18 protein-coding genes are annotated in these 18,698 nt (G+C 73.2%); 5 read left to right on the top strand and 13 right to left on the bottom strand.

The genetic code is table 11. From position 1 onward, the window contains the following. Nucleotides 1-27: 27 nt before the first annotated feature. The 4 genes from NUT86_RS16805 to NUT86_RS16790 form a co-directional block, all read right to left on the bottom strand. Nucleotides 28-441, bottom strand: coding sequence for a hypothetical protein (locus NUT86_RS16805; RefSeq protein WP_018093128.1), 414 nt, complete (start codon nt 439-441; stop codon nt 28-30). A gap of 42 nt (nt 442-483) precedes the next feature. Further along, the gene (locus tag NUT86_RS16800; protein WP_159488054.1) at nt 484-1,896 is read right to left on the bottom strand and encodes a purine-cytosine permease family protein; all 1,413 of its coding nucleotides are present in this window, start codon (nt 1,894-1,896) and stop codon (nt 484-486) included. A 109-nt stretch (nt 1,897-2,005) separates the two neighbouring features. Beyond that, on the bottom strand, nt 2,006-2,563 hold the full coding sequence (locus tag NUT86_RS16795; protein ID WP_018093130.1) for a cysteine dioxygenase: 558 nt from the start codon (nt 2,561-2,563) through the stop codon (nt 2,006-2,008). Next, entirely contained in the window at nt 2,560-3,477 is a 918-nt protein-coding gene (locus tag NUT86_RS16790; RefSeq protein ID WP_274736080.1) for an amidohydrolase family protein, read from the bottom strand. The genes NUT86_RS16795 and NUT86_RS16790 overlap by 4 nt, the downstream gene beginning before the upstream one ends. A 228-nt stretch (nt 3,478-3,705) precedes the next feature. Here NUT86_RS16790 and NUT86_RS16785 point away from each other — a divergent pair, with 228 nt between their 5' ends. Continuing rightward, nucleotides 3,706-4,749 carry a LacI family DNA-binding transcriptional regulator gene (locus tag NUT86_RS16785; RefSeq protein WP_018093132.1) on the top strand — a complete coding sequence of 348 codons (1,044 nt, stop codon included), beginning with the start codon at nt 3,706-3,708 and terminating at the stop codon, nt 4,747-4,749. Nucleotides 4,750-4,906: 157 nt separating this feature from the next. Further along, the gene (locus NUT86_RS16780) at nt 4,907-5,947 is read left to right on the top strand and encodes a sigma-70 family RNA polymerase sigma factor (protein WP_266447447.1); all 1,041 of its coding nucleotides are present in this window, start codon (nt 4,907-4,909) and stop codon (nt 5,945-5,947) included. Here the strand turns inward: NUT86_RS16780 and NUT86_RS16775 are convergent. Genes NUT86_RS16775 through NUT86_RS16760 form a run of 4 tightly spaced genes read right to left on the bottom strand, consistent with a single transcriptional unit; the run spans nt 5,925 to nt 9,487 of the window. After that, nucleotides 5,925-6,851: an ABC transporter substrate-binding protein gene (locus tag NUT86_RS16775; protein ID WP_148592585.1), complete on the bottom strand. Its 927-nt coding sequence runs from the start codon at nt 6,849-6,851 to the stop codon at nt 5,925-5,927. The two genes, NUT86_RS16780 and NUT86_RS16775, sit on opposite strands and share 23 nt — an antisense overlap. A gap of 47 nt (nt 6,852-6,898) precedes the next feature. Then, a complete protein-coding gene (locus NUT86_RS16770; protein WP_018093135.1) occupies nt 6,899-7,570 on the bottom strand; it encodes an ABC transporter permease in 672 nt (223 codons plus the stop codon). A 7-nt stretch (nt 7,571-7,577) separates the two neighbouring features. Beyond that, nucleotides 7,578-8,252 (bottom strand): ABC transporter permease, encoded by a 675-nt coding sequence (locus NUT86_RS16765; protein ID WP_018093136.1) that lies wholly within the window; start codon nt 8,250-8,252, stop codon nt 7,578-7,580. Beyond that, a complete protein-coding gene (locus tag NUT86_RS16760; protein WP_274736075.1) occupies nt 8,249-9,487 on the bottom strand; it encodes an ABC transporter ATP-binding protein in 1,239 nt (412 codons plus the stop codon). Before NUT86_RS16760 ends, NUT86_RS16765 begins: the two co-directional genes overlap by 4 nt. Before the next feature lie 185 nt (nt 9,488-9,672). Between NUT86_RS16760 and NUT86_RS16755 the strand changes: the two genes are divergently transcribed. From NUT86_RS16755 to NUT86_RS16745, 3 genes are all read left to right on the top strand, one after another. Next, a complete protein-coding gene (locus tag NUT86_RS16755; protein ID WP_266447536.1) occupies nt 9,673-11,157 on the top strand; it encodes an aromatic amino acid ammonia-lyase in 1,485 nt (494 codons plus the stop codon). Between the two features lie 204 nt (nt 11,158-11,361). Beyond that, nucleotides 11,362-12,372 carry a MurR/RpiR family transcriptional regulator gene (locus NUT86_RS16750; RefSeq protein WP_274736072.1) on the top strand — a complete coding sequence of 337 codons (1,011 nt, stop codon included), beginning with the start codon at nt 11,362-11,364 and terminating at the stop codon, nt 12,370-12,372. Nucleotides 12,373-12,621: 249 nt separating this feature from the next. Next, complete coding sequence (locus tag NUT86_RS16745; protein ID WP_274736071.1) at nt 12,622-13,245, top strand: hypothetical protein; 624 nt, start codon at nt 12,622-12,624, stop codon at nt 13,243-13,245. Nucleotides 13,246-13,353: 108 nt separating this feature from the next. Here the strand turns inward: NUT86_RS16745 and NUT86_RS16740 are convergent, their stop codons facing one another. The 5 genes from NUT86_RS16740 to NUT86_RS16720 form a co-directional block, all read right to left on the bottom strand. Next, nucleotides 13,354-14,688, bottom strand: a complete 1,335-nt coding sequence (locus tag NUT86_RS16740) for a diaminopimelate decarboxylase (RefSeq protein WP_159488061.1) — start codon at nt 14,686-14,688, stop codon at nt 13,354-13,356. Nucleotides 14,689-15,651: 963 nt separating this feature from the next. Then, entirely contained in the window at nt 15,652-16,626 is a 975-nt protein-coding gene (locus NUT86_RS16735; RefSeq protein ID WP_274740513.1) for an ABC transporter permease, read from the bottom strand. Nucleotides 16,627-16,637: 11 nt separating this feature from the next. After that, the gene (locus NUT86_RS16730) at nt 16,638-17,630 is read right to left on the bottom strand and encodes an ABC transporter ATP-binding protein (protein WP_342456246.1); all 993 of its coding nucleotides are present in this window, start codon (nt 17,628-17,630) and stop codon (nt 16,638-16,640) included. Continuing rightward, entirely contained in the window at nt 17,627-18,013 is a 387-nt protein-coding gene (locus NUT86_RS16725) for a transcriptional regulator (protein ID WP_159488062.1), read from the bottom strand. The genes NUT86_RS16730 and NUT86_RS16725 overlap by 4 nt, the downstream gene beginning before the upstream one ends. Continuing rightward, nucleotides 18,010-18,522, bottom strand: a complete 513-nt coding sequence (locus NUT86_RS16720; protein ID WP_148589384.1) for a hypothetical protein — start codon at nt 18,520-18,522, stop codon at nt 18,010-18,012. The genes NUT86_RS16725 and NUT86_RS16720 overlap by 4 nt, the downstream gene beginning before the upstream one ends. Nucleotides 18,523-18,698 lie beyond the last annotated feature (176 nt).

Genomic DNA, 18,698 nt, shown 5'->3' with positions numbered 1-18,698 from the left:
CCTCCCCGCACCGCTCCCGATGGAGTCTCAGTCCGCCGCGCCGTCGCGGCGGTCCGTACGCGGGCGCAGCGGATTCCACCGGACCGTGCCGTGCGCGGCGTTGACGCCGACGATCCCGGCCCAAGTCACGAGCAGGCCCGGCAGCCCGGTGTGGACCGCCGCGACCGTGGACAGCGGGATGGCCAGCAGCAGCGAGAGGGCGGCGACCCCGAACCGTTCCCAGAACTCCCTGCCGTGGCCCGTGCGGCGGGGCGGCAGGGTGCCGCGCGCCACCTGGATCTGCTGCTCGGCGAGTTGCCGCCGCACCCGCCGGTCGACGTTGGCGTCCAGCTTCTCCAGGAAGGACTCCAGGAGCTCCGACTCGTACTCCGGCCCCAGCTCCTTGCGCGTCTGGAGGGTCGCGTCGAGTTCTTTGCGCAGATCGGGGTCGTGTGTCGCCATGCTGCAAGAGATTACGGACGGCGGGCGGGCCGCGCGCTGGGGCTAACCCCCCAATTGGGCGGGGGAGCGCTCCCCGTCGGGCGTGCCGGGCCCGGCCGTGCGGGCGGTGTCGTTTCGGGCGGCGAACCAGTACAGGACGGCCGGTACGGCGAGTCCGACGAGCCAGGAGATGTCGGCGCCGCCGAGCGGTGCCACCAGCGGGCCGGTGTAGAAGTGCGTGACCAGGAACGGGAGCTGGGCGAGCACACCGAGGACATAGACCGTCAGCGCCCGGACGTTCCAGGCGCCGTAGCGGCCGGCCGGGTCGCTGAGCGCCGGGATGTCGTAACGCTCCTTGGAGATCAGGTAGTAGTCGACGAGGTTGATCGCCGACCAGGGCGTGAAGAAGGTCAGCAGGAAGAGCAGGAAGTCCTTGAAGGACGTCAGGAACGAGTCCTTGCCCAGGAGGGCGACGGCGGTGCCGGCCACCATGATCCCGGCGATGTAGGCCGAGCGGCCGCGGGGCGACAGGGTGCGTTGCCCCCGGAAGCCGCTGACGCTGGTGACCAGCGACATGAAGCCGCCGTAGGTGTTGAGGATGTTGATGGTGAGCTTGCCGAGGGCGATGGCGAAGTAGAGGAACGAGGCGATCAGTCCGGCGCCGCCCAGGCCGACGATGTAGCTGACCTCGTGGCCCACGAACGCGGCCGGCGCCGCGGCGGCCGCCAGCGCGCCGAACGTCATCGACCACTGCGAGCCGAGCACCGAGCCGGACAGCGTCCACCAGAACGTGGCGCGCGCCGAGGTGTGCCGCGGGAGGTAGCGCGAGTAGTCGGCGACGTACGGGCCGAACGCCAGCTGCCAGGAGGCCGACAGCGAGACGGCGAGCAGGAAGACCGGCAGTGCGAAGTGGTGGTCGGCGAGGAGGGCGCCCAGGTCGGCGCGCTGCACCAGCCGGATGCCGAGGTAGACGAAGGCCAGCGCGCAGACCAGGCCGGCGATCTTGCCGAGGGTGTGGATGAGGCGGTAGCCGACGGCCGCGGCGACGGCGGTGACCGCGGCGAAGAGCACGATCCCCGGCGTTTCGCCGAGGTGGGTCAGCTCGCCGACCGCCTGCCCGGCCAGCACGCTGCCGCTGGCGAAGAACCCGATGTACATCACGATGACCAGCGCCAGCGGGACCACCGCACCGCGCACCCCGAACTGGGCCCGGGAGGTGATCATCTGCGGCAGTCCGAGCCGCGGCCCCTGCGCGGAGTGCAGTGCCATCACCGCCCCGCCCAGGAGGTTGCCGAGCAGCAGCCCGATCAGCGACCAGAAGGCGTTCGCCCCGAAGACGACGGCCAGGGCGCCGGTGATGACGGCGGTGATCTGGAGGTTGGCGCCCAGCCAGAGGGTGAACTGGCTGACCGCGCTGCCGTGCCGTTCGTCGTCGGGGACGACGTCGATCGAGCGCTGTTCGACCACACCTGCCATGAGTCCGCCTCGGGTCGCGCCTGTATGGATTCATGCAGGATCGATGGCGGTGAATGGAAGGTCAATAGGTGGGATCGATTACCGCGGTTAATTACTGGTAACGGCCGGCTCAGGCGGCCGTCGTCGCGTCCATCGGCCGCAGCTCGTCCGCGTACGAGACCGAGACCCGCCGCATCAGCCCGTCCTCGGTGATGTCGTACTGGCCCAGGCGCCACAGCGGCGGCGAGTAGGCGTGCACCGACACCGCGTCGTCGGTCGCGCCGGTGAGCCGGTGGATGTGGTCCGGCCCGAAGCAGAACGAGGAGCCCGCGCCGACCGCGGTGGCCAGGTGCTCGCCGCCGATCCGGGGATTGGACTCGGTCAGGACGCCCTGGACGACGCGCACCGCCCCCGAGGAGAGGTCGTGGTCGTGCCAGCCGGTGTCGTTCTGCCGGGTCCAGCACAGCAGCCAGACGTCGACGAACTCGTCGCGGTACAGCGAGGCGTAGTGCCGCTCGGTGTCGGAGAACGCGACCTGCTCGCGCCACAGGTCAGGGCGCGCGGCGAGCTGGTCGACCAGGGCCTGCAGCTCACGCTTGCCGAGGTTGCGCTCGGGCAGTGCGGTGAACGGCTGCTCGCCGTCGGGGACCTCACGGGCGGTGTCGGCCTGGGAGGCGGTGTCCGTCATGGGCGGGCTCCTTTCGTCGGGCCCAGCAGGCGGGCCGGGTTGGCATGGCGCAGGGCGTGGACGGCGGCGTCCGCGCCGAGGTCGGGGAGGACGGGGGCGGCATACGGGCGGTCGCTGCCGCTGACGACCACATCGATGCCGACGGCCCGTACGAGGGCGTCCACCGCACGGGTTCCGTAGGAGGACGTCTCGTAGAAGGCACGGCAGTCCACCCGGCCGCGGTCCCGGCCGCCGCCGCGGGCGACCAGCCGCTCACCGTGCAGCGGCGCCAGGCCGGCCAGCGCCGCGAAGCAGACCCGCAGGTCCGGGTGGCACGGCCGGCCGAAGGCGCGGAAGGCGAACCAGGAGGCGTGCAGCTGCTGGACGTACGGGACCAGGGCCGGCCACCAGGCGGGCGCGGCGGATTCGGCGGCCGGGGCCGCGCCGGGGTGGACGAACAGCGGTTTGCCCTGCTCGGCGGCGACCTCCAGCAGCGGTGCGCAGCGGGCCCAGCCCGCGGCGTCGAGCAGGGCGGTGGCCGGGAGCTGGAGGCCCACGCAGCCGCGCGCCAGCTCGCGCCGCAGCGCCGCGGTGTCCGGCTCGGGGGCGGAGAGGCAGGCCGAGGCCCAGACGCCGAAGGGTGCGGGCAGGTCCAGCGCGCCGTCATGGAACGCGGTGAGCAGGGGGCCGGCCTCCGCGGGCGGCAGATGTTCGATGCCGAGCGGGCTGGAGAGCGACACCAGGGCGAGGTCCAGGCCGTCGGCGCGGGCGAGCCGGGCGCGGGCCGCGATGTCGTGGTCGGCGGGGTCGACGGCGTACGGCGGCTCACCGGGCAGGTGCAGCGTCCAGCCGTCGAGCCGGGGCGGCGCGGTGCGGGACCGCAGCAGGGCGAGGAACTCGGGCGGCCAGAGGTGCTGGTGGACGTCGGTGGGCACGGGCCTCCCTCCGGGGCGGCGCGGTCGGACGGACGGGGTACACGGGAGGTTCCGCCGTCCTGAAACGCTTCACTTAACCGATTAACTGATACGTTTAAGTGAAACGGTTAACAGCAGCCGCTGTCAAGGCCGCAGCCGATTCGCCGGGCCGTGGTCGCCCCCGGGACGTCGCATCGTGGAGTCGTATCGCGGCCGGGTGCGGCGCCCTCCTTGGGTAGGCTTCCGGACATGGCCAGGCCCAATAAGCGCACCACCCTCCGCGAGGTGGCCGAGGCCACCGGACTCTCCACCGCCGCCGTCTCCTACGCGCTGCGCGGCAAGCATGTCTCCAAGGAGACCGAGGAGCGGGTGCGCAAGGCGGCCGCCGAGCTCGGCTACGAGGCCGACCCGATCGCCCGGGCGCTCGCCAGCGGCCGTACGAGCACGGTCGGGGTGCTCGCCGGCGACTTGCAGGACCTGTGGCAGCAGCAGCTGATGGCGGCCATAGGGCGCGAGCTGCTGGCCGGTGACCGCTATGCGCTGATCCTCGACGCGGGCGGCGACCCGGAACGCGAACTGACCCTCGCCAAACAGCTCCGTGACCAGCGGGTGGACGGCCTGCTGGTGTCGCCCGTCGATCCGTCGGCCGAGGGCTGGTCGAAGATCGCCGACGCCGTGCCGGTGGTCTCCATCGGCGATGCGCTGAGCCGGGCCCGTACGGCGGGCGAGGTGCTCTTCGACAACCGGGCGGGCATCGACGCCGTCCTCGACTACCTGCGCGGGCTGGGCCACCGCCGGGTCACCGTGCTGACCCCCACCGGCCCCTCCACCCCCGACCGCCCCGCCGACGTCTATGTCCGCGAGGCCGCCGACCGTCTCGGGATCGAGGTCGAAGTCCTGCCCTGCCCCCAGGAGTTGGACGCGGCGACCGCGATGGCCCGCCGGGTCCTGGCCAACAGCCCGGACGGCCGCCGGCCGGCCGGTGCGCTCGCCCCGCCCACCGCCGTCTTCTGCTTCTCCGACTCCATCGCCTACGGCGTCTACGCGGCCGCCGCCGAGGCCTCCCTCACCGTCGGCCGCGACCTCTCCGTCGTCGGCTTCGACGACCACCCCGTCTCCCGGGTCCTCACCCCGCCCCTGACCACCGTCGACTGGGGCCTGACCGAGATCGCCAAGGAAGCCGCCCGCCTCGCGGTCGCCGCCATCGAGGGCCGCCGGGTCCGCCGCAAACGCATCCTGTGCGCCCCGCGCCTTTCGGAGCGCGGGTCGGCGGTGGAGCTCCGGCGGGAGTGACGCCGCGGGGCGAGTCCCGGAAGGCCGCCGCGCCCGCTCTCCGGCTGCACGGCGCAGGGCCGGGGAGCAGACTGGTGCCGGGCGCTCCGGTACGGTCGGGCGTGTGTACCGGTCGGCCGACGGGCGGATGGGCAGGTCCTCGATGAAACGGTCCTCGATGAGCGAAGCCACGGCGCAAAGCAGAGCCGCGACGGCGGACGGTGCCGGGCCGGGCGCGTCGCAAGGGGAGCCGGCGGACCGGCTGGAGGAGCACCGTACGGAGCTGACCGGCTACTGCTACCGGATGCTGGGATCGGCGTTCGAGGCCGAGGACGCCGTGCAGGAGACCATGGTGCGGGCCTGGCGCAGCTACGACCGGTTCGAGGGCCGCTCCTCGCTGCGGTCCTGGCTCTACCGGATCGCCACGAACGTCTGCCTGGATCTGCTCAAGGGCAGCCAGCGCCGGGCCCGGCCGATGGATCTCGCCTCCCCGTCCAGCGTGGACAGCCCGATCGGCACGGGGCTGCCCGAAACGACCTGGATCGGGCCCGTGCCGGACCAGCGGGTGCTGGCGTCGGCGGGGGACCCGGCGGAGACCGCCGTCGCCCGGGAGTCGGTCCGGCTCGCCTTCATTTCCGCGCTGCAGCGGCTGGCGCCCCGGCAGCGGGCGGTGCTGATCCTGCGGGAGGTGCTCAGCTGGTCGGCGAGCGAGGTCGCCGAACTGCTGGGCAGCTCGGTCGCCTCGGTCAACAGCGCGCTGCAGCGGGCCCGTGCCACCCTCGCCGCGTCCGGTGACACCACCGCCGACGCCTCGCCACAGCCCCTGGACGACGCCCAGCAGGCGCTGCTCCGGCGCTATGTCGACGCCTTCGAACGGTTCGACATGGACGCGCTCACGGCCGTGCTGCACGAGGACTCCACGCTGTCCATGCCGCCGTACGCGCTGTGGCTGCGCGGCCGCGCAGACATCCTGAAGTGGCTGCTGGGACCGGGCTGCGGCTGCGAGGGGTCGCATCTGGTGCCGGTCAGGGCGAACGGCCGGGCGGCGTTCGGGCAGTACCGCGCGGACGGCACGCCCTGGGCGATCCAGGTCATCGAGGCGGCGGACGGCCGGGTCACCGCACTGCAGTGCTTCCTGGACACCGAGCGGCTGTTCCCGCTCTTCGGACTGCCGCTCCGCTACGACGGCACCGGGGTCAGCCCAGCTTCTGCTTCTTGAGCCAGGCCTCGGCCACCCGGTCCGGGTCGCGCTTCTCCTTGTCGACGAGGCGGTTGAGCTCGGTGAGCTGTGGGGTGGTGAGGGTGTTGCCGAGGCGGGCGAGGGCCTTGCGGACCTTGGAGTCGGCCTTGCGGGAGGCGATCAGCGGGACGATGTGCTGGGCGGGGATCAGGTTCTTGGGGTCGCCGAGCAGGACCCAGCCGTTCTCCGCGGTGTCGACATCGGTGGTGAAGACATTGGCGATATCGATGTCGCCCTTCTTCAGCGCGCCCTTGACCAGCGGACCGGAGGAGTCCAGCGCCTTGAACTCCTTGAACTCCACGCCGTACTGCTCCTTGAGGCCGACGACGCCGACGACCCGCTTCTTCATCTCGGCGGCGGCGCCGAACACCAGCTTGCCGTTGACCTTGCGCAGATCGGCGAGCGTCTTGAGCCCGTAGCGGTCGGCGGTCTCCCGGGTCACCGCGAAGCTGTCGCGGTCCTCGGCGGCGGCGTACGGGAGGACTTCCAGGCCGTTCGGCAACACCGTGGCCAGCGCGTTCTGCATCGCCCCCGCCTCGGTCTCGGTGGCCTTCTTGTCGAGGTAGAGCAGCAGACTGCCCTGGTACTCGGGGAGCAGATCGATATCGCCGGAGCGCAGTGCGGGGACCACGATCTCGCGGGAGCCGAGGTTGGGCTTGACGGTGGTCTTGACCCCGGCGGCGTTCAGCACGCCCGCGTAGAGGTAGCCGAGTATCTGGTTCTCGGTGAAGTTGGCGGTGCCGATGGTCAGTCCGCCGCTGCTGCTGCCGCTGTCGCCCCCGACGCCGTCCCCCTTGAGGGAGGTGATGCCGGAGGAACAGGCGGCCAGCAGCGGGGCCGAGGCGCCGGCGAGGAGCGTGGTCAGGACGGTACGACGGTTCATGGGCGGGACTCCTCGGGACGTACGGAGGGGGCGGGGGCGGCGGACGCTCAGCGGGCGGTGGCCGGACGGCCGCGGAACAGCAGCCGCGTCAGACCGCCCAGCGCCAGGTCGGCGACGACGGCGAGCACGGCGACCAGGGCCGCACCGCCGAGGACCTGCACCAGGTCGCGCTGCGCCAGGCCGTCGAAGACATAGCGGCCCAGCCCGCCGAAGCTGACGTAGGCGGCGATGGTGGCGGTGGCGACGACCTGCACGGTCGCCAGCCGTACGCCCGTCATGATCAGCGGGAGCGCGAGCGGGAGTTCGACCTGCCAGAGGACCTGGCGGCCGCGCAGCCCCACGCCCTTGGCGGCGTCCTTGACCTCGGGGTCGACGGCGGCCATGCCCGCGTACGTATTGGTGATGATCACGGGCACGGCGAGCGCGACCAGGGACACATACACCGGCCAGACGCTCAGCCCGCCCGCCAGGAACACGAGGGTGACCAGGCCGACGGTGGGCAGCGCCCGGCCGAAGGAGGAGAGGTTGACGGCGAGGAAGGCGCCGCGGCCGGTGTGCCCGATGAGCAGGCCGACCGGCAGCGCGATCACGGCCGCGGCGAGGGTGGCGAGCACCGAGTACTCCAGGTGCTCCAGGATGCGGGCGGCGATGCCCTCGGGGCCGGACCACTGGGCCGGACTGGTCAGCCAGGAGGCGAGGTTCTTCAGGAGTTCGAGCATCGGCGCGTCACGCTGCCTTCCGCCACAGAGAGGTGCGCTGCCGGGAGGTGCCGCGCCGCCAGGGGGTGCACAGCCACTGGACGGTCACCAGCAGCGCGTCGGCGACCAGGGCGAGCAGCAGGGTCAGGGCCACCCCGGCGATGACCGGGGTCGGGTAGTTGCGCTGGAAGCCGTCGGTGAAGAGCTGGCCGAGGCCGCCGTAGCCGATGTAACTGGCCACGCTGACCAGGGAGATCGACATGACGGTGGCGACCCGTACGCCCGCCATGATCACCGGGAGGGCGAGCGGCAGCTCGACGGTGAGCAGAGTGCGCAGCGGCCCGGTCCCCATCGCCGTCGACGCCTCACGGACCTTGACCGGGACCGCGTCCAGCCCCTCGACGGTGTTCCGTACGAGCACGACCAGGGTGTACGCGGTCAGACCGACGATCGCGGTGGTGCGGGTCAGCCCGGTGACCGGCAGCAGCAGGACGAAGAAGGCCAGGGAGGGGATGGTGTAGAGGATGTTGGACGCACCCAGGACGAAGCCGCGCAGCGGCCGTACACGGTGCGCGAGGACCGCCAGCGGCAGCGCGATCAGCAGGCCGAGGAGGACCGCGGGGACGGCGGTGGCGAGATGGTCCGCGGTGAGCTCGGCCATCTCGTCGGCGTGGTCGGGGAACCAGCCCCACTCGATGGTCATGCGGAGGGCTCCGGGGCGGAGGCAGTCTTGAGGGACGCGGCGTCGTCGGCGTCCTTGCCGTTCTTGCCGTCCTCGGCGTCCTCGGCGACGGGCGGCTCGGGGGCGGGCTCCGGGGCGGGCTCCGTGGTGGCTGCCGCCCGGCCCGCCTCCGCGTGGCTGCGGCCTGCCCGGTCGTGGATGGCGTCGCGGGAGGTGAGGCCGGTCAGCACACCGTCGGCGGTGACCCGGGCGACCGCGGCGGCCGGGGAGGAGACGGCCTCGTTGAGTGCGGAGAGGAGCGAGTCGGTGTCGCGCAGCGGGCGGACGGCCTCCAGGGGCGCCTCGCCGGCCGTGCCGCCGGCGGGCAGCGCGTCGGTGTCCAGCCAGCCCAGCGGTTCGCCGCGCGGGGAGGTCACCAGGCGCCAGCGGTCGCCGTCGCGGGATATCGCGCCGACCGGCTCGTCCGCGCGTATCTCCCGGCCGGGCGCGTAGGGGACATCCGCGAGGGTGGTGAGCGAGAGCAGCTTCAGCCCGCGCTCGGCGCCCAGGAAGTCGGCGACGAAGTCATCGGCCGGACGGGCCAGCAGCTCGGCGGGCGGCGCGCACTGGACGAGCCGGCCGCCGGTGCGGAAGACCGCGATCCGGTCGCCCAGCCGGACCGCCTCGTCGATGTCGTGGGTGACGAAGACGACCGTCTTGCGCAGCTCCTCCTGGAGCCGCAGCAGTTCGTTCTGCAGCTGGGTGCGGACGACCGGGTCGACCGCGCCGAACGGCTCGTCCATCAGCAGGACCGGCGGATCGGCAGCGAGCGCACGGGCGACGCCGACGCGCTGCTGCTGGCCGCCGGAGAGCTGGTGCGGATAGCGCTTGCCGGCGTCGGCGGGCAGGCCGACCAGCTCCAGCAGCTCGGCGGCGCGGGCGCGGGCCTTGCGCCGGCCCCAGCCCAGCAGCAGCGGGACCGTCGCGATGTTGTCCAGGATCGTACGGTGAGGGAAGAGACCGGACTGCTGGATGACATAGCCGATGCCGCGGCGCAGCTCGGCGGCGTCCGCCTCCAGAATGTCGCGGCCGCCGACGCTGATCGTGCCGGAGGTCGGCTCGACCATGCGGTTGACCATCCGCAGGGTGGTCGTCTTCCCGCATCCCGACGAGCCGACGAGGACGGTGACCCCGCCCTCAGGGAGATCCAGGGACAGGTCGTCCACGGCGGTGGTGCCATTCGGGTATCGCTTGCTGACTGCGTCGAACTTGATCATCCGCTGCCCCTTGCCCGGCCTGCATAGTGTCATGCAGAGTCTTAGGCGCGTGAATAGAAGTCAATAGGCGGAAGGGAATCGCCTGTTACCCCGCCTGTTACTTCGGCTCACCGTACGGAACGAGGTGTCGGACTTCCGTCCACAAAGCGCGTTATAAGAGGGAGTTGAGCCCCTTGGTTTCTCACATGCTGGACAACGGCCGACGAGCCGGCCGGCCCATCACACTCGACGGCAGCGCTTTGCACCCCACCGATATCGCCGCCCTCGCCGAGCGCACCGCGTACCCCGCGGCGCCCGACCCCAAGGCCTTCGCCCGCGCCGAGGAATCCTGGGAAACCGCCCGCCGCCTCGCCGCCACCGGCCGGGTCTACGGGCGCAGTACCGGCGTCGGCGCCAACCGCACGGAGGACGTCGGGGCCGCCGACGCCGACCACGGGCTGCGGCTGCTGCGCAGCCACGCCGGCGCGATCGGCGACCCGCTGCCCGCCCGCGAGGTCCGGGCCATGCTCGCCGTACGCGCCAACCAGCTGCTGGCCGGCGGCGCGGGCCTGAACCCCGCCGTCATCACCTCCCTCCTCGACGCCCTGGACGTCGGCGCCCACCCCGTCGTCAACGAACACGGCGCCGTCGGCACCGGCGACCTGGCCGCGCTCGCCCAGACCGGTCTCGCGCTGGCCGGTGAACACCCCTGGCACTGCGCGCCCGGCGGCCGGGCCCCCGCCCCCATCGCCCTCGACAACAATGACGCCCTCGCCCTGATCAGCAGCAACGCCCTCACCCTCGGCCAGTCCGCGCTCGCCCTCGACGAACTGCGCCGGCTGCTGGCCGCCTCGCTCCCGGTCGCCGCGCTCTCCCTCCTCGCGGTCGGCGGCTCCTGGGAACCCTTCGCCGAGCCGGTCCTGCTCGCCCGCCCGCACCCCGGCTCCGCGGCCGCCGCCACCCGGCTGCGCACCCTCTCCGGCATCCCGCCCCGCCCCACCCCGCCGCTCGGCCGCATCCAGGACCCGTACGGTTTCCGCTGCATCCCGCAGATACACGGCCCCGCGCTGGACGCCGCCGACACCCTGGACGGGGTGCTGACCATCGAGGTGAACGCCGCCGCCGAGAACCCGCTGATCAGCATCGAGGACCAGGCCGCCTACCACCACGGCAACTTCTACGCCGCACATGCCGCGCTCGCCCTGGACACCTTCCGGCTGGCCGTCCTGCAGACCGCCCGGCTGTCCACCGCCCGTCTCGCCGCGCTCTCCGAGCCCGACTTCACCCGGCTGCGGCCGTTCCTGGGCGACGCGGCGCCCGCCAGCTCCGGCGTGATGATCCTCGAATACGCGGCCGGCGCGGCGCTCGGCGAGATGCGCGCGGTCTCCCACCCGGCCTCGCTCGGCCACGCCGTCCTCTCCCGCGGCGTCGAGGAACAGGCCAGCTTCGCCTCCCTCGGCGCCCGCCAGACCCTGCGCGCCTGTACCTACTACCGCCAGATCCTCGCCTGCGAACTGGTCGCCGCCGTACGGGCCCTGCGCATGCGCTCCCTGGAACCCGACCCCGGCCTCCCCCTCGCCACCGCCTTCACCCTCGCCGCCGACGCCCTCGACCCGCGAATGGAGGACCGCCCGCTGACCGATGACGTGGCGGTGGCCTCGGGGTTGCTGGATGGGATGGCGGGGTTGTGAGGGGTATTGGGGGCGGGGCGGGCGGGCTGGCGGGTGCGCTCTCGTACGGCAGCCGGGTGGCCCGGTGACAGGGGCGGGCGCCGGTGGCCGGGGTGATGCCGTACGGCCGGATCGCGTGCGTACCCGGGACCGGAGCGGGCCAGGAATTCCGTACAGTCGGTCGACACAGGACAAGGCCCCCGACCGGGCCGGGAAGAAGAGGCGATGAGCGGGGACGGGGACAACGGCGGCGGCATCGGCAGTGGCATCGGCGGCGCGGCCGGCGACGGGCCGCGGGACAGGGCCGGTATGACGCAGGGCGCGCGGGCCACCGGGGGGCCGGACACCGGGACGGACACCGGGGCGCGTGCCGGGGCGGGCTCCGGCGTGGACGCCGGTGCGGACACCGGCACCGCCGCCCGGCTGCAGAAGCTCTTCGAGGGCCACCGGCTGACGCCCACCCAGCGCCGGATCGCCCACTGCATGGTGCGCCGGGCCGCCGACGCGCCCTTCCTCTCCAGCGTCGAACTGGCCGAACTCGCCGGTGTCAGCCAGCCGTCCGTCACCCGCTTCGCCGTAGCCCTCGGCTTCGACGGCTACCCGGCGCTCCGCCGCCATCTGCGCGAGGTCGCCCCCACGGAGAAGCCCGGCGACACCGGCTCCTACAACGAGTACCAGCAGGCCGTGCAGGCGGAGATCGACAACCTCCGCCATCTCGCCGCCGCCCTCGCCGACCCTTCGCCGGTCATCGAGGCCGGCCGCCTCTTCGCCGCCTCCCGCCCGCTCCCCGTCCTCGGCCTGCGCGCGGCCACCGCCCAGGCCGCCGGCTTCAGCTACTTCGCCCGCAAGGTCCACCCCGACGTCCGTCTGCTGGATGAGGGCGGCACCATGCTCACCGACCGCATCGACGCCGCCGTACGCGCCGGGGCGAGCGCCCTCCTGTGCTTCGCCCTGCCGCGCCACCCCCGCGAGGTCGTCGACGCGCTGGAGTACGCCCGCACGGCCGGTCTGACCGTCGTCACCGTCGCCGACAGCGCCTTCGCCCCCGTCGCCCACCACACCGACCTGCTCCTCCCGGCCGCCGTCGGCACAGGCCTGGCCTTCGACACGGCCTGTGCCCCCATGCTCCTGGGCCGCGTCCTCCTGGAAGCGATGTGCGACGCCCTCCCGGACGCCCAGGCCCGCCTGGAGGAATTCGACGCGCGGGCGGCGGCGCGGGGGCTGTTCGTGGAGTGAGCGGGCGGGGCGGGCCTCACCCGTTCCGGTGGCGCCCCCGCGGGTCACGGCGCTCTCCCGGCCCCCCGGACCACCGCCGCCACCCGGCGGCCGACGTTCGCTCCCCTCCCCGCTCCCCTCCCCGCTCCCCTCCCCGCGCCCTCTCCGCACCGTCTCAGGGAATCCTCATCCGGGCTGGTTACGATCCGCCGCCTGCACAGGTGTGCCGGACAGGTAGGGCGTAGCGGTCTCGGGGCGAGGAGGTCTGTCGTGGGGCGTGGGGCGTATGCGCTGGCGCGGGTGGCGGTGGTGGTGCGGGCACCGGCCGGCTGGCTGTGGTGGCCGGGGCTGCTGGCCGCGGGGATCGGGGCGCTGGTGCCGGGGCTGACCGGGCGGACAGCCGGGGTGGCGGCCGGGGCGGCGCTGTTCGTGGGCGCGGCGCTCGTGGTGTTCACGGTGCGGCGCGGACGGTACGCGGCGCTGGCGCGCGGTGCGTCGCGCGCCGGGAAGGCCGTCATCCTGCAGGACCGGTCCGTCACCCTCCGGACCTGGCGGCGGGCGCACCGCTGGTGGCTGCTGCTCGCCTTCCTGGCGGCGGTCGCCTCGTCGGGTGTAGCGCCCGCGGCCGGTGGGCTGCTGATGGCCGGTGCCGCGCTCGGGCTGTGGGGCAAGGCGTGGTGGCTGGGCCGCTGGGAGCGGGAGCACGAGGCGCTGCTGTGGCTGCGTACGGAGTCCGCCCGGCGAGGCGGCGCGGCGGGCAAGGAGGTCCGCGGCTATGTGCTGACCGGAACGGCTGCCGGGGACGCGCGGCCTGGTGGGGCACGGGCCGGGGACGCGCGGTCAGGTGGTGCGCGCGCAGGGACGCGGGCCGGGGGGCCGCGGGCCGGCCGCTGAGGAGCGGCGGGCGGGGGTCCGGCCGGCGCGGGCCCCGCCGGTGTGGTGCGGGTGGGGCTCGGCCGTGGGAGGTGTGGCGCCGGGCGGGCTCGGTGGTGGACGGATCGGCTACGGCCGGCCGAGGTCGTTGAGCGCTGCCGCGTGTGCCGCGCCGCTCTCCGCGGTGAGGTCCTCCAGGGTCTGCGGGGTGCGGATGGTCGCGAAGCGGACGGTGCCGTCCGAGTCCGGCGCATAGCCGTAAACCCCGGGGCGGGGGAGGGAGTTGTAGGCGAAGTGGGTGGAGAAGTAGTACGCGCCGGTGTCCAGGAGGGCGGCGTGATCGCCGGCGTCCAGGAGGGGGAGCGGACGGTTCTCGGCGACCAGGTCACCCGCGAAGCAGCACGGCCCCGCGACGTCCTGGGCGACCGGAGCGCCCGTCTTGGGGCGGCCTTCGGCGTCGTAGGCGGCGACCCGGATCGGCCAGGCCTCGGGGACGAAGACCGTACGGGTCGCGACCTGGGCGCCGGCGTGGGTGACCGCGATCGGCCGGCCGCCGGCCGACTTCGCGTACTCGACGCGGGCCAGGACCGTGCCGTGCTTGGCCAGCAGTGAGCGGCCGAACTCGGTGACGAGGCCGTAGCGTCCGGACAGCAGACCGGGGACGGCCGAGTGGAGCAGCGCGGCGTACTCGCGGTAGGTCGGGGTGTGGGCGTCCGAGGAGAAGTTCACCGGCAGGCCGCCGCCGATGTCGAGGGTGTCGATCTGACGCCGGCCGGCCTGCTCGTTGATCTCCTCGGCCAGCAGGAACAGGGCCCGTACGCCCGCGACCATCAGCTCCAGCGGCATGCCCTGGGAGCCGACGTGGGCGTGCAGCCGGGTCAGCCACGGGCGGGCGAGGAAGGCGCGTACGACCCACTCGCGAGCGCCCTCGTCACGCAGCGCGACACCGAACTTGGAGGTGTCGGTGGCGGTGCTCATCGCCCCGATGGTGCCGCCGCCGATCTGCGGATTGACCCGCAGGCCGATGGGGGCGCTGCTCGGCGCGGAGGCCATCAGCGCGTCGATCCGCGCCAGTTCCTCGGGGTTGTCGGCGTTGACGGCGATCCCGAGGGCCAGCGCCTCACGCAGCTCGGCGAGGGTCTTCGCGGGGGAGTCCAGGACGGTCCGTGCGACCGGCACCTTGGCGGCACGGGCCAGTGCCAGCTCGCCTGGACTGGCCACCTCGCAGCCGAGCCCTTCCTGCGCGAGCAGCCGCAGTACGGGGACGAGCGAGGCGGCCTTCACCGCGAAGGCGTGCAGGACCGGGGTGCCGGGAGCGGTGAACTCCTCGAAGGCGGCGCGGAGTTCACCTGCCGAACGCCGGATCCCGGCAATGTCCAGCAGCCCGGCCACGGGCTCGCCGGGACCCACCAGCCCCTGCGCAACGGCTGCCTCTACGGCTCGGTCTCGATCCGTGAACGTCATAGGACAACTCCATCATTGGCCGGGGGTGTGACGCCAACGGGTACGGGGGGCGGGGGAGGGGCGGAGGGGAAGGTGCTGGTCAGAGCGCGTCTGAGGCTGAGGCCTGTGACGGGCCTGCTCTGGATTTGGGCCGGCGCCGGCTTCGGGGCCGTTCTGGCGTCGGTCCCGCTGGCCTGGGGCCGTTTTGGCGTCGGTCCCGCTGATCTGGGGCCGTTACCGCGTCCGGCCCGCTGACCTGGGCCCGCCCTGGCCCCGGTCCTCCGGCCGTCCGCGCTCCGGGGCCGGTTCTGCTTTCGGCGCCGAGAGGCGCCGGTCATGCGTCTGTGTCTGCGGCTGCGTCGTGGCTGGTCGCGCAGTTCCCCGCGCCCCTGACGGGGCGCACCGAACCGCACCGGACCTCATTCAGCGAGACCGCTCAGCCCTCCGGACACCTGGTCTCCGGGCCCTCAGATCCCGGCCTTCAGATCCCGGCCTTCAGATCCCGGGCCGCAGATCCCGGGCCGCAGATCCCGGCCCTCAGATCCCGAGCCGAGACCCCCGCCTCCGGCACTGGGCTTCCGGACGTCGACCCCTTCGCCTCCGGCCGGACCCGTCCCGGACCCCGCTTCCGCCCCGGGCCCCGCTCCCGTCCCGGACCCCGCTCCCGCCCCGGGCCGGCCTGGCGCTGCTGGGCTCGTCTGCCCCCCCGTGCAGACGAGCCCATGCCACTAAGGCCGCCCGTCGCCCTGACCGCCGCCCGCCCGGCCGCAGCAGGCGACCCGCCCCCTCGGGCCAGCCCGCCCGGACCGGTCCAGCTCGCCTGTCCTCGGCCGGCCGCCTGCCTGGCCCAGGCAAGCTCGCCCGGGCCCGCGCATCGCCCAGGCAGGCCGCCCGGCCCAGTCCAGCCGCTCCCCCCAGCCCGGGCTCCCCCCAGCCCAGGCAACCGGCCTCTTCCTCTTCCTCAGGCCGACCGGTTCCTCTTCCTCAGGCCGACCGGCCTCCGCTCAGTCCTGCCTTGCGGTGGCGTTCGGTGAGGCGGGAGCCGGACTCGCGGCGGGCGGCGCGGCGGAGGAGGGGGACGGCGAGGAGGAAGCCGAGGATGGCCCAGGCGGTGAGTATCAGGGCCACTGTCGGCAGCTCCCAGGAGCCGGCCGGTTCCGCGGCGCGGGCGGCGTCCGGGAGGAGGGCCGAGCGCAGGCCCTGCGCCATCCACTTGAGCGGGAAGACGGAGGCGATCTTCTGGACCACCGCGGGCAGCGAGGCGAGCGGGAACATCGCCCCCGAGGTGATCAGCAGCGCCATGACGGGCAGCATGATCAGCGCAAGTGCCTCACGCGGGTTCGGTAGCACGGCGCCGATGGCCGCTCCCAGCGGTACGACGGCGAGCAGTCCCAGCGCACTGACCCACAGCAGCGTCAGCCAGCCAGCCGGCCCGTGCGGCAGCGGCCCGTCGACCAGCAGCGCGGCCGTTCCCAAGAGCAGGACCAGCGTGCCCAACGCCATCGCGACCACCAGCAGCGACTTGGCGACGAGATAGGCCGGTATGCCGCCGGGGGTGGCGCGCAGCCGCAGAAGCGCGCCCTCCTCGCGCTCGGTCACCAGGATCTGCGGGAGATTGACCAGCCCGATCTGGAACAGCAGATAGGCGGCGAAGCCCGAGAGCGTCAGATGGGCCATCGGGACCTGGGTGCCGGGCACCTTGTCGTTGAGGTAGCCGGCGAGCAGCAGCGCCACGACGACATTGACCAGATGGCCGCTCAACTCCTTGGGATTGCGCAGGAGATGACGCAGCTCGATTCCGCCGCGCAGGACTCCGGCGCGCCAGTAGCGGCGGCGGGGGTGCGGTGCGGCGGTCTCCCGTGTCGCCGCACCGGTGGTGCCCGTCGTGTGCGTCGTGTCCGTGGTGACGGCCCCCTCGGCCGTGTCCGTCGCCGCTGTCGCTGTGGTCACGCCGGTCACTTCGGTCCCCCTCATGCGGCTCGCTTCTCCCCGTCCGAGGACCCGGCCTCGTTCGCGTCCGTGGTCCCGGCGTCGGCGCCGTCCCCGGTGTCCCGGTGGACCATGTGCAGATAGGTGTCCTCCAGCGTCGGCCGCCGGACCTCCAGGTCGGCGACCGGTCCCCCCGTCTCCTGGTGGAGCCCCCAGACCAGCTGGGACGGGTCCTCGGTGCGTTCGCGCCGGGGTGTACCGTCGGGTGCCGTCCAGCGGACCTCGGCCTGGGCGGCGGCCCTCCGGGCCAGCTCCGACGGGGTGCCGTGGGCCCGGATCCGGCCGTTGACCAGCATCGCTATGCGGTCGGCCAGCCGCTCGGCCTCGGCCAGGTCGTGGGTCGTGAGCAGGATCGTGACGCCCTCGTCGCGGGCGAGCCGTTCGACCAGGTCGTGGAAGTCGCGCCGGGCCTCGGGGTCGAAGCCGGTGGTCGGCTCGTCCAGGAAGAGGAGTTCGGGGCGGCCGACGATGGCGAGTGCGACGTCCAGACGGCGGCGCTGGCCACCGGACAGCCGGTCGACCTGCTGGCCGGCCTGCTCGGTGAGGCCCACCAGGGCGAGGAGTTCGGCCGGGTCGCGCGGTCGCGGGTAGTAGGTGGCGAAGTGCGTCAGCAGCTCGGCGACCCGCCAGCGGCGGTGGTCGCGCCAGGACTGCAGGACCAGGCCGATCCGTGCGCGCCAGGCGTCGCCGCCGCGCGCCGGGTCCGTGCCCAGGACGACGGCCTCGCCCGCGGAGCGCTGCCGGAATCCCTCCAGGATCTCGACGGTGGTGGTCTTCCCGGCGCCGTTGGGGCCGAGCAGCGCGAAGATCTCGCCGCGGTGGATGTCCAGGTCGATGCCGTGCAGGACGTGTGCGCTGCCGTATGACATCCGCAAGTCGCGTACCCGGATGACGGGTTGGCGGGGTGTGGGAGAGGCCGTGGGGGCCGGAGCTGTAGTGGCCGGGTCTGCGGGCTGGTGGTCGGTCGTCGTCATCGGCCCGCCTTCGCGTGGTGTTGCCGCTGCTGGGTGTCTGATGCCGTCTCTGCGGCGGCCTCCGGCGCGGATGCGGGTGCCGCGGCGGGTCCCGCGCCCTCGACGATGGCCCGGAGCGCGGCCACATGCCCCTCGAAGGCGGTCCGGCCGCGGTCCGTCAGCCGTACCTTGGTGCGGCGTTTGCGGCCGCCGCCCTCCTTGCGGATCTCCAGATACTCGGCCTCTTCCAAGGTGTGCAGCTGCTTGGAGAGCGCGGAGTCGCTGAGCGAGAGGCTGTCGCGGATGAAGGGGAAGTCGGCCCATTCCGTGGCGGCGAGCAGCGCCACCACGGACAGCCGGGTGGAGGGGTGGATCAGTTCGTCGAAGCCGCTCGGGGTGCTCATCGGGCCGTCCTTCCGTCGGTGGCTCTTCCGCCCCGGTCGCGGAGCGTGCTGATCGCCCAGCGGTTCGCCGGGCCGACGAAGAGCACGAAGGTGCCCGCCGAGACGGTGGCCTGGATCAGGCTGCCGAACGGCAGCGCCAGCCAGTCGACCAGACGGCCGGAGAGCACGATGGCCACGAGGGTCACCGCGGCGCCCCCGATGAAGGTCGCGAACGACCGCCAGCTGTGGCGCGAGCGGTGCAGCCGCATGCGCGTCCGGCGGTTGTGGACCACACCCAGCGTGCCCAGCACGGTGACGTAGGCGGTCAGTGACAGCCAGAAGGCCCACCTGGGCAGATCCAGGCCGGAGACGGCGAGGAACGTCCACATGAGGGCGGCGGTGGTGTACGTCGCCCCTGCGTCGTCATGGGCGGTTCTCTCGATCTCGTCGTAGACCCGCTCCTGCGGGACCCGGATGCGCTGCAGATCCTGCCAGGCCTGTTCGGCATCGACAGTCGTGGTCATGGTCATCGCCTCCCCAAGGCGGTCGAGCTGTTCCCCGTTGACTTGCCCACTTGGAAAGTTAGCGCAGACTTTCCCAGTGGGCAAGTCAAAAATCCCGGCCGGATTGGCCGGTTCGTGCGGTGCGTCGTGCGTGGCTCACCGCGCCCTGTTGACTAGCGCTATTCATCAACCCCAATATGTGA

This window comes from Streptomyces sp. G7(2002), from assembly GCF_028870195.1.
GTDB classification, from domain to species: domain Bacteria; phylum Actinomycetota; class Actinomycetes; order Streptomycetales; family Streptomycetaceae; genus Streptomyces; species Streptomyces nigrescens.
The sequence above is the reverse complement of the archived record's forward strand: the minus strand, read 5'-3'. Positions and strand labels throughout refer to the sequence as shown.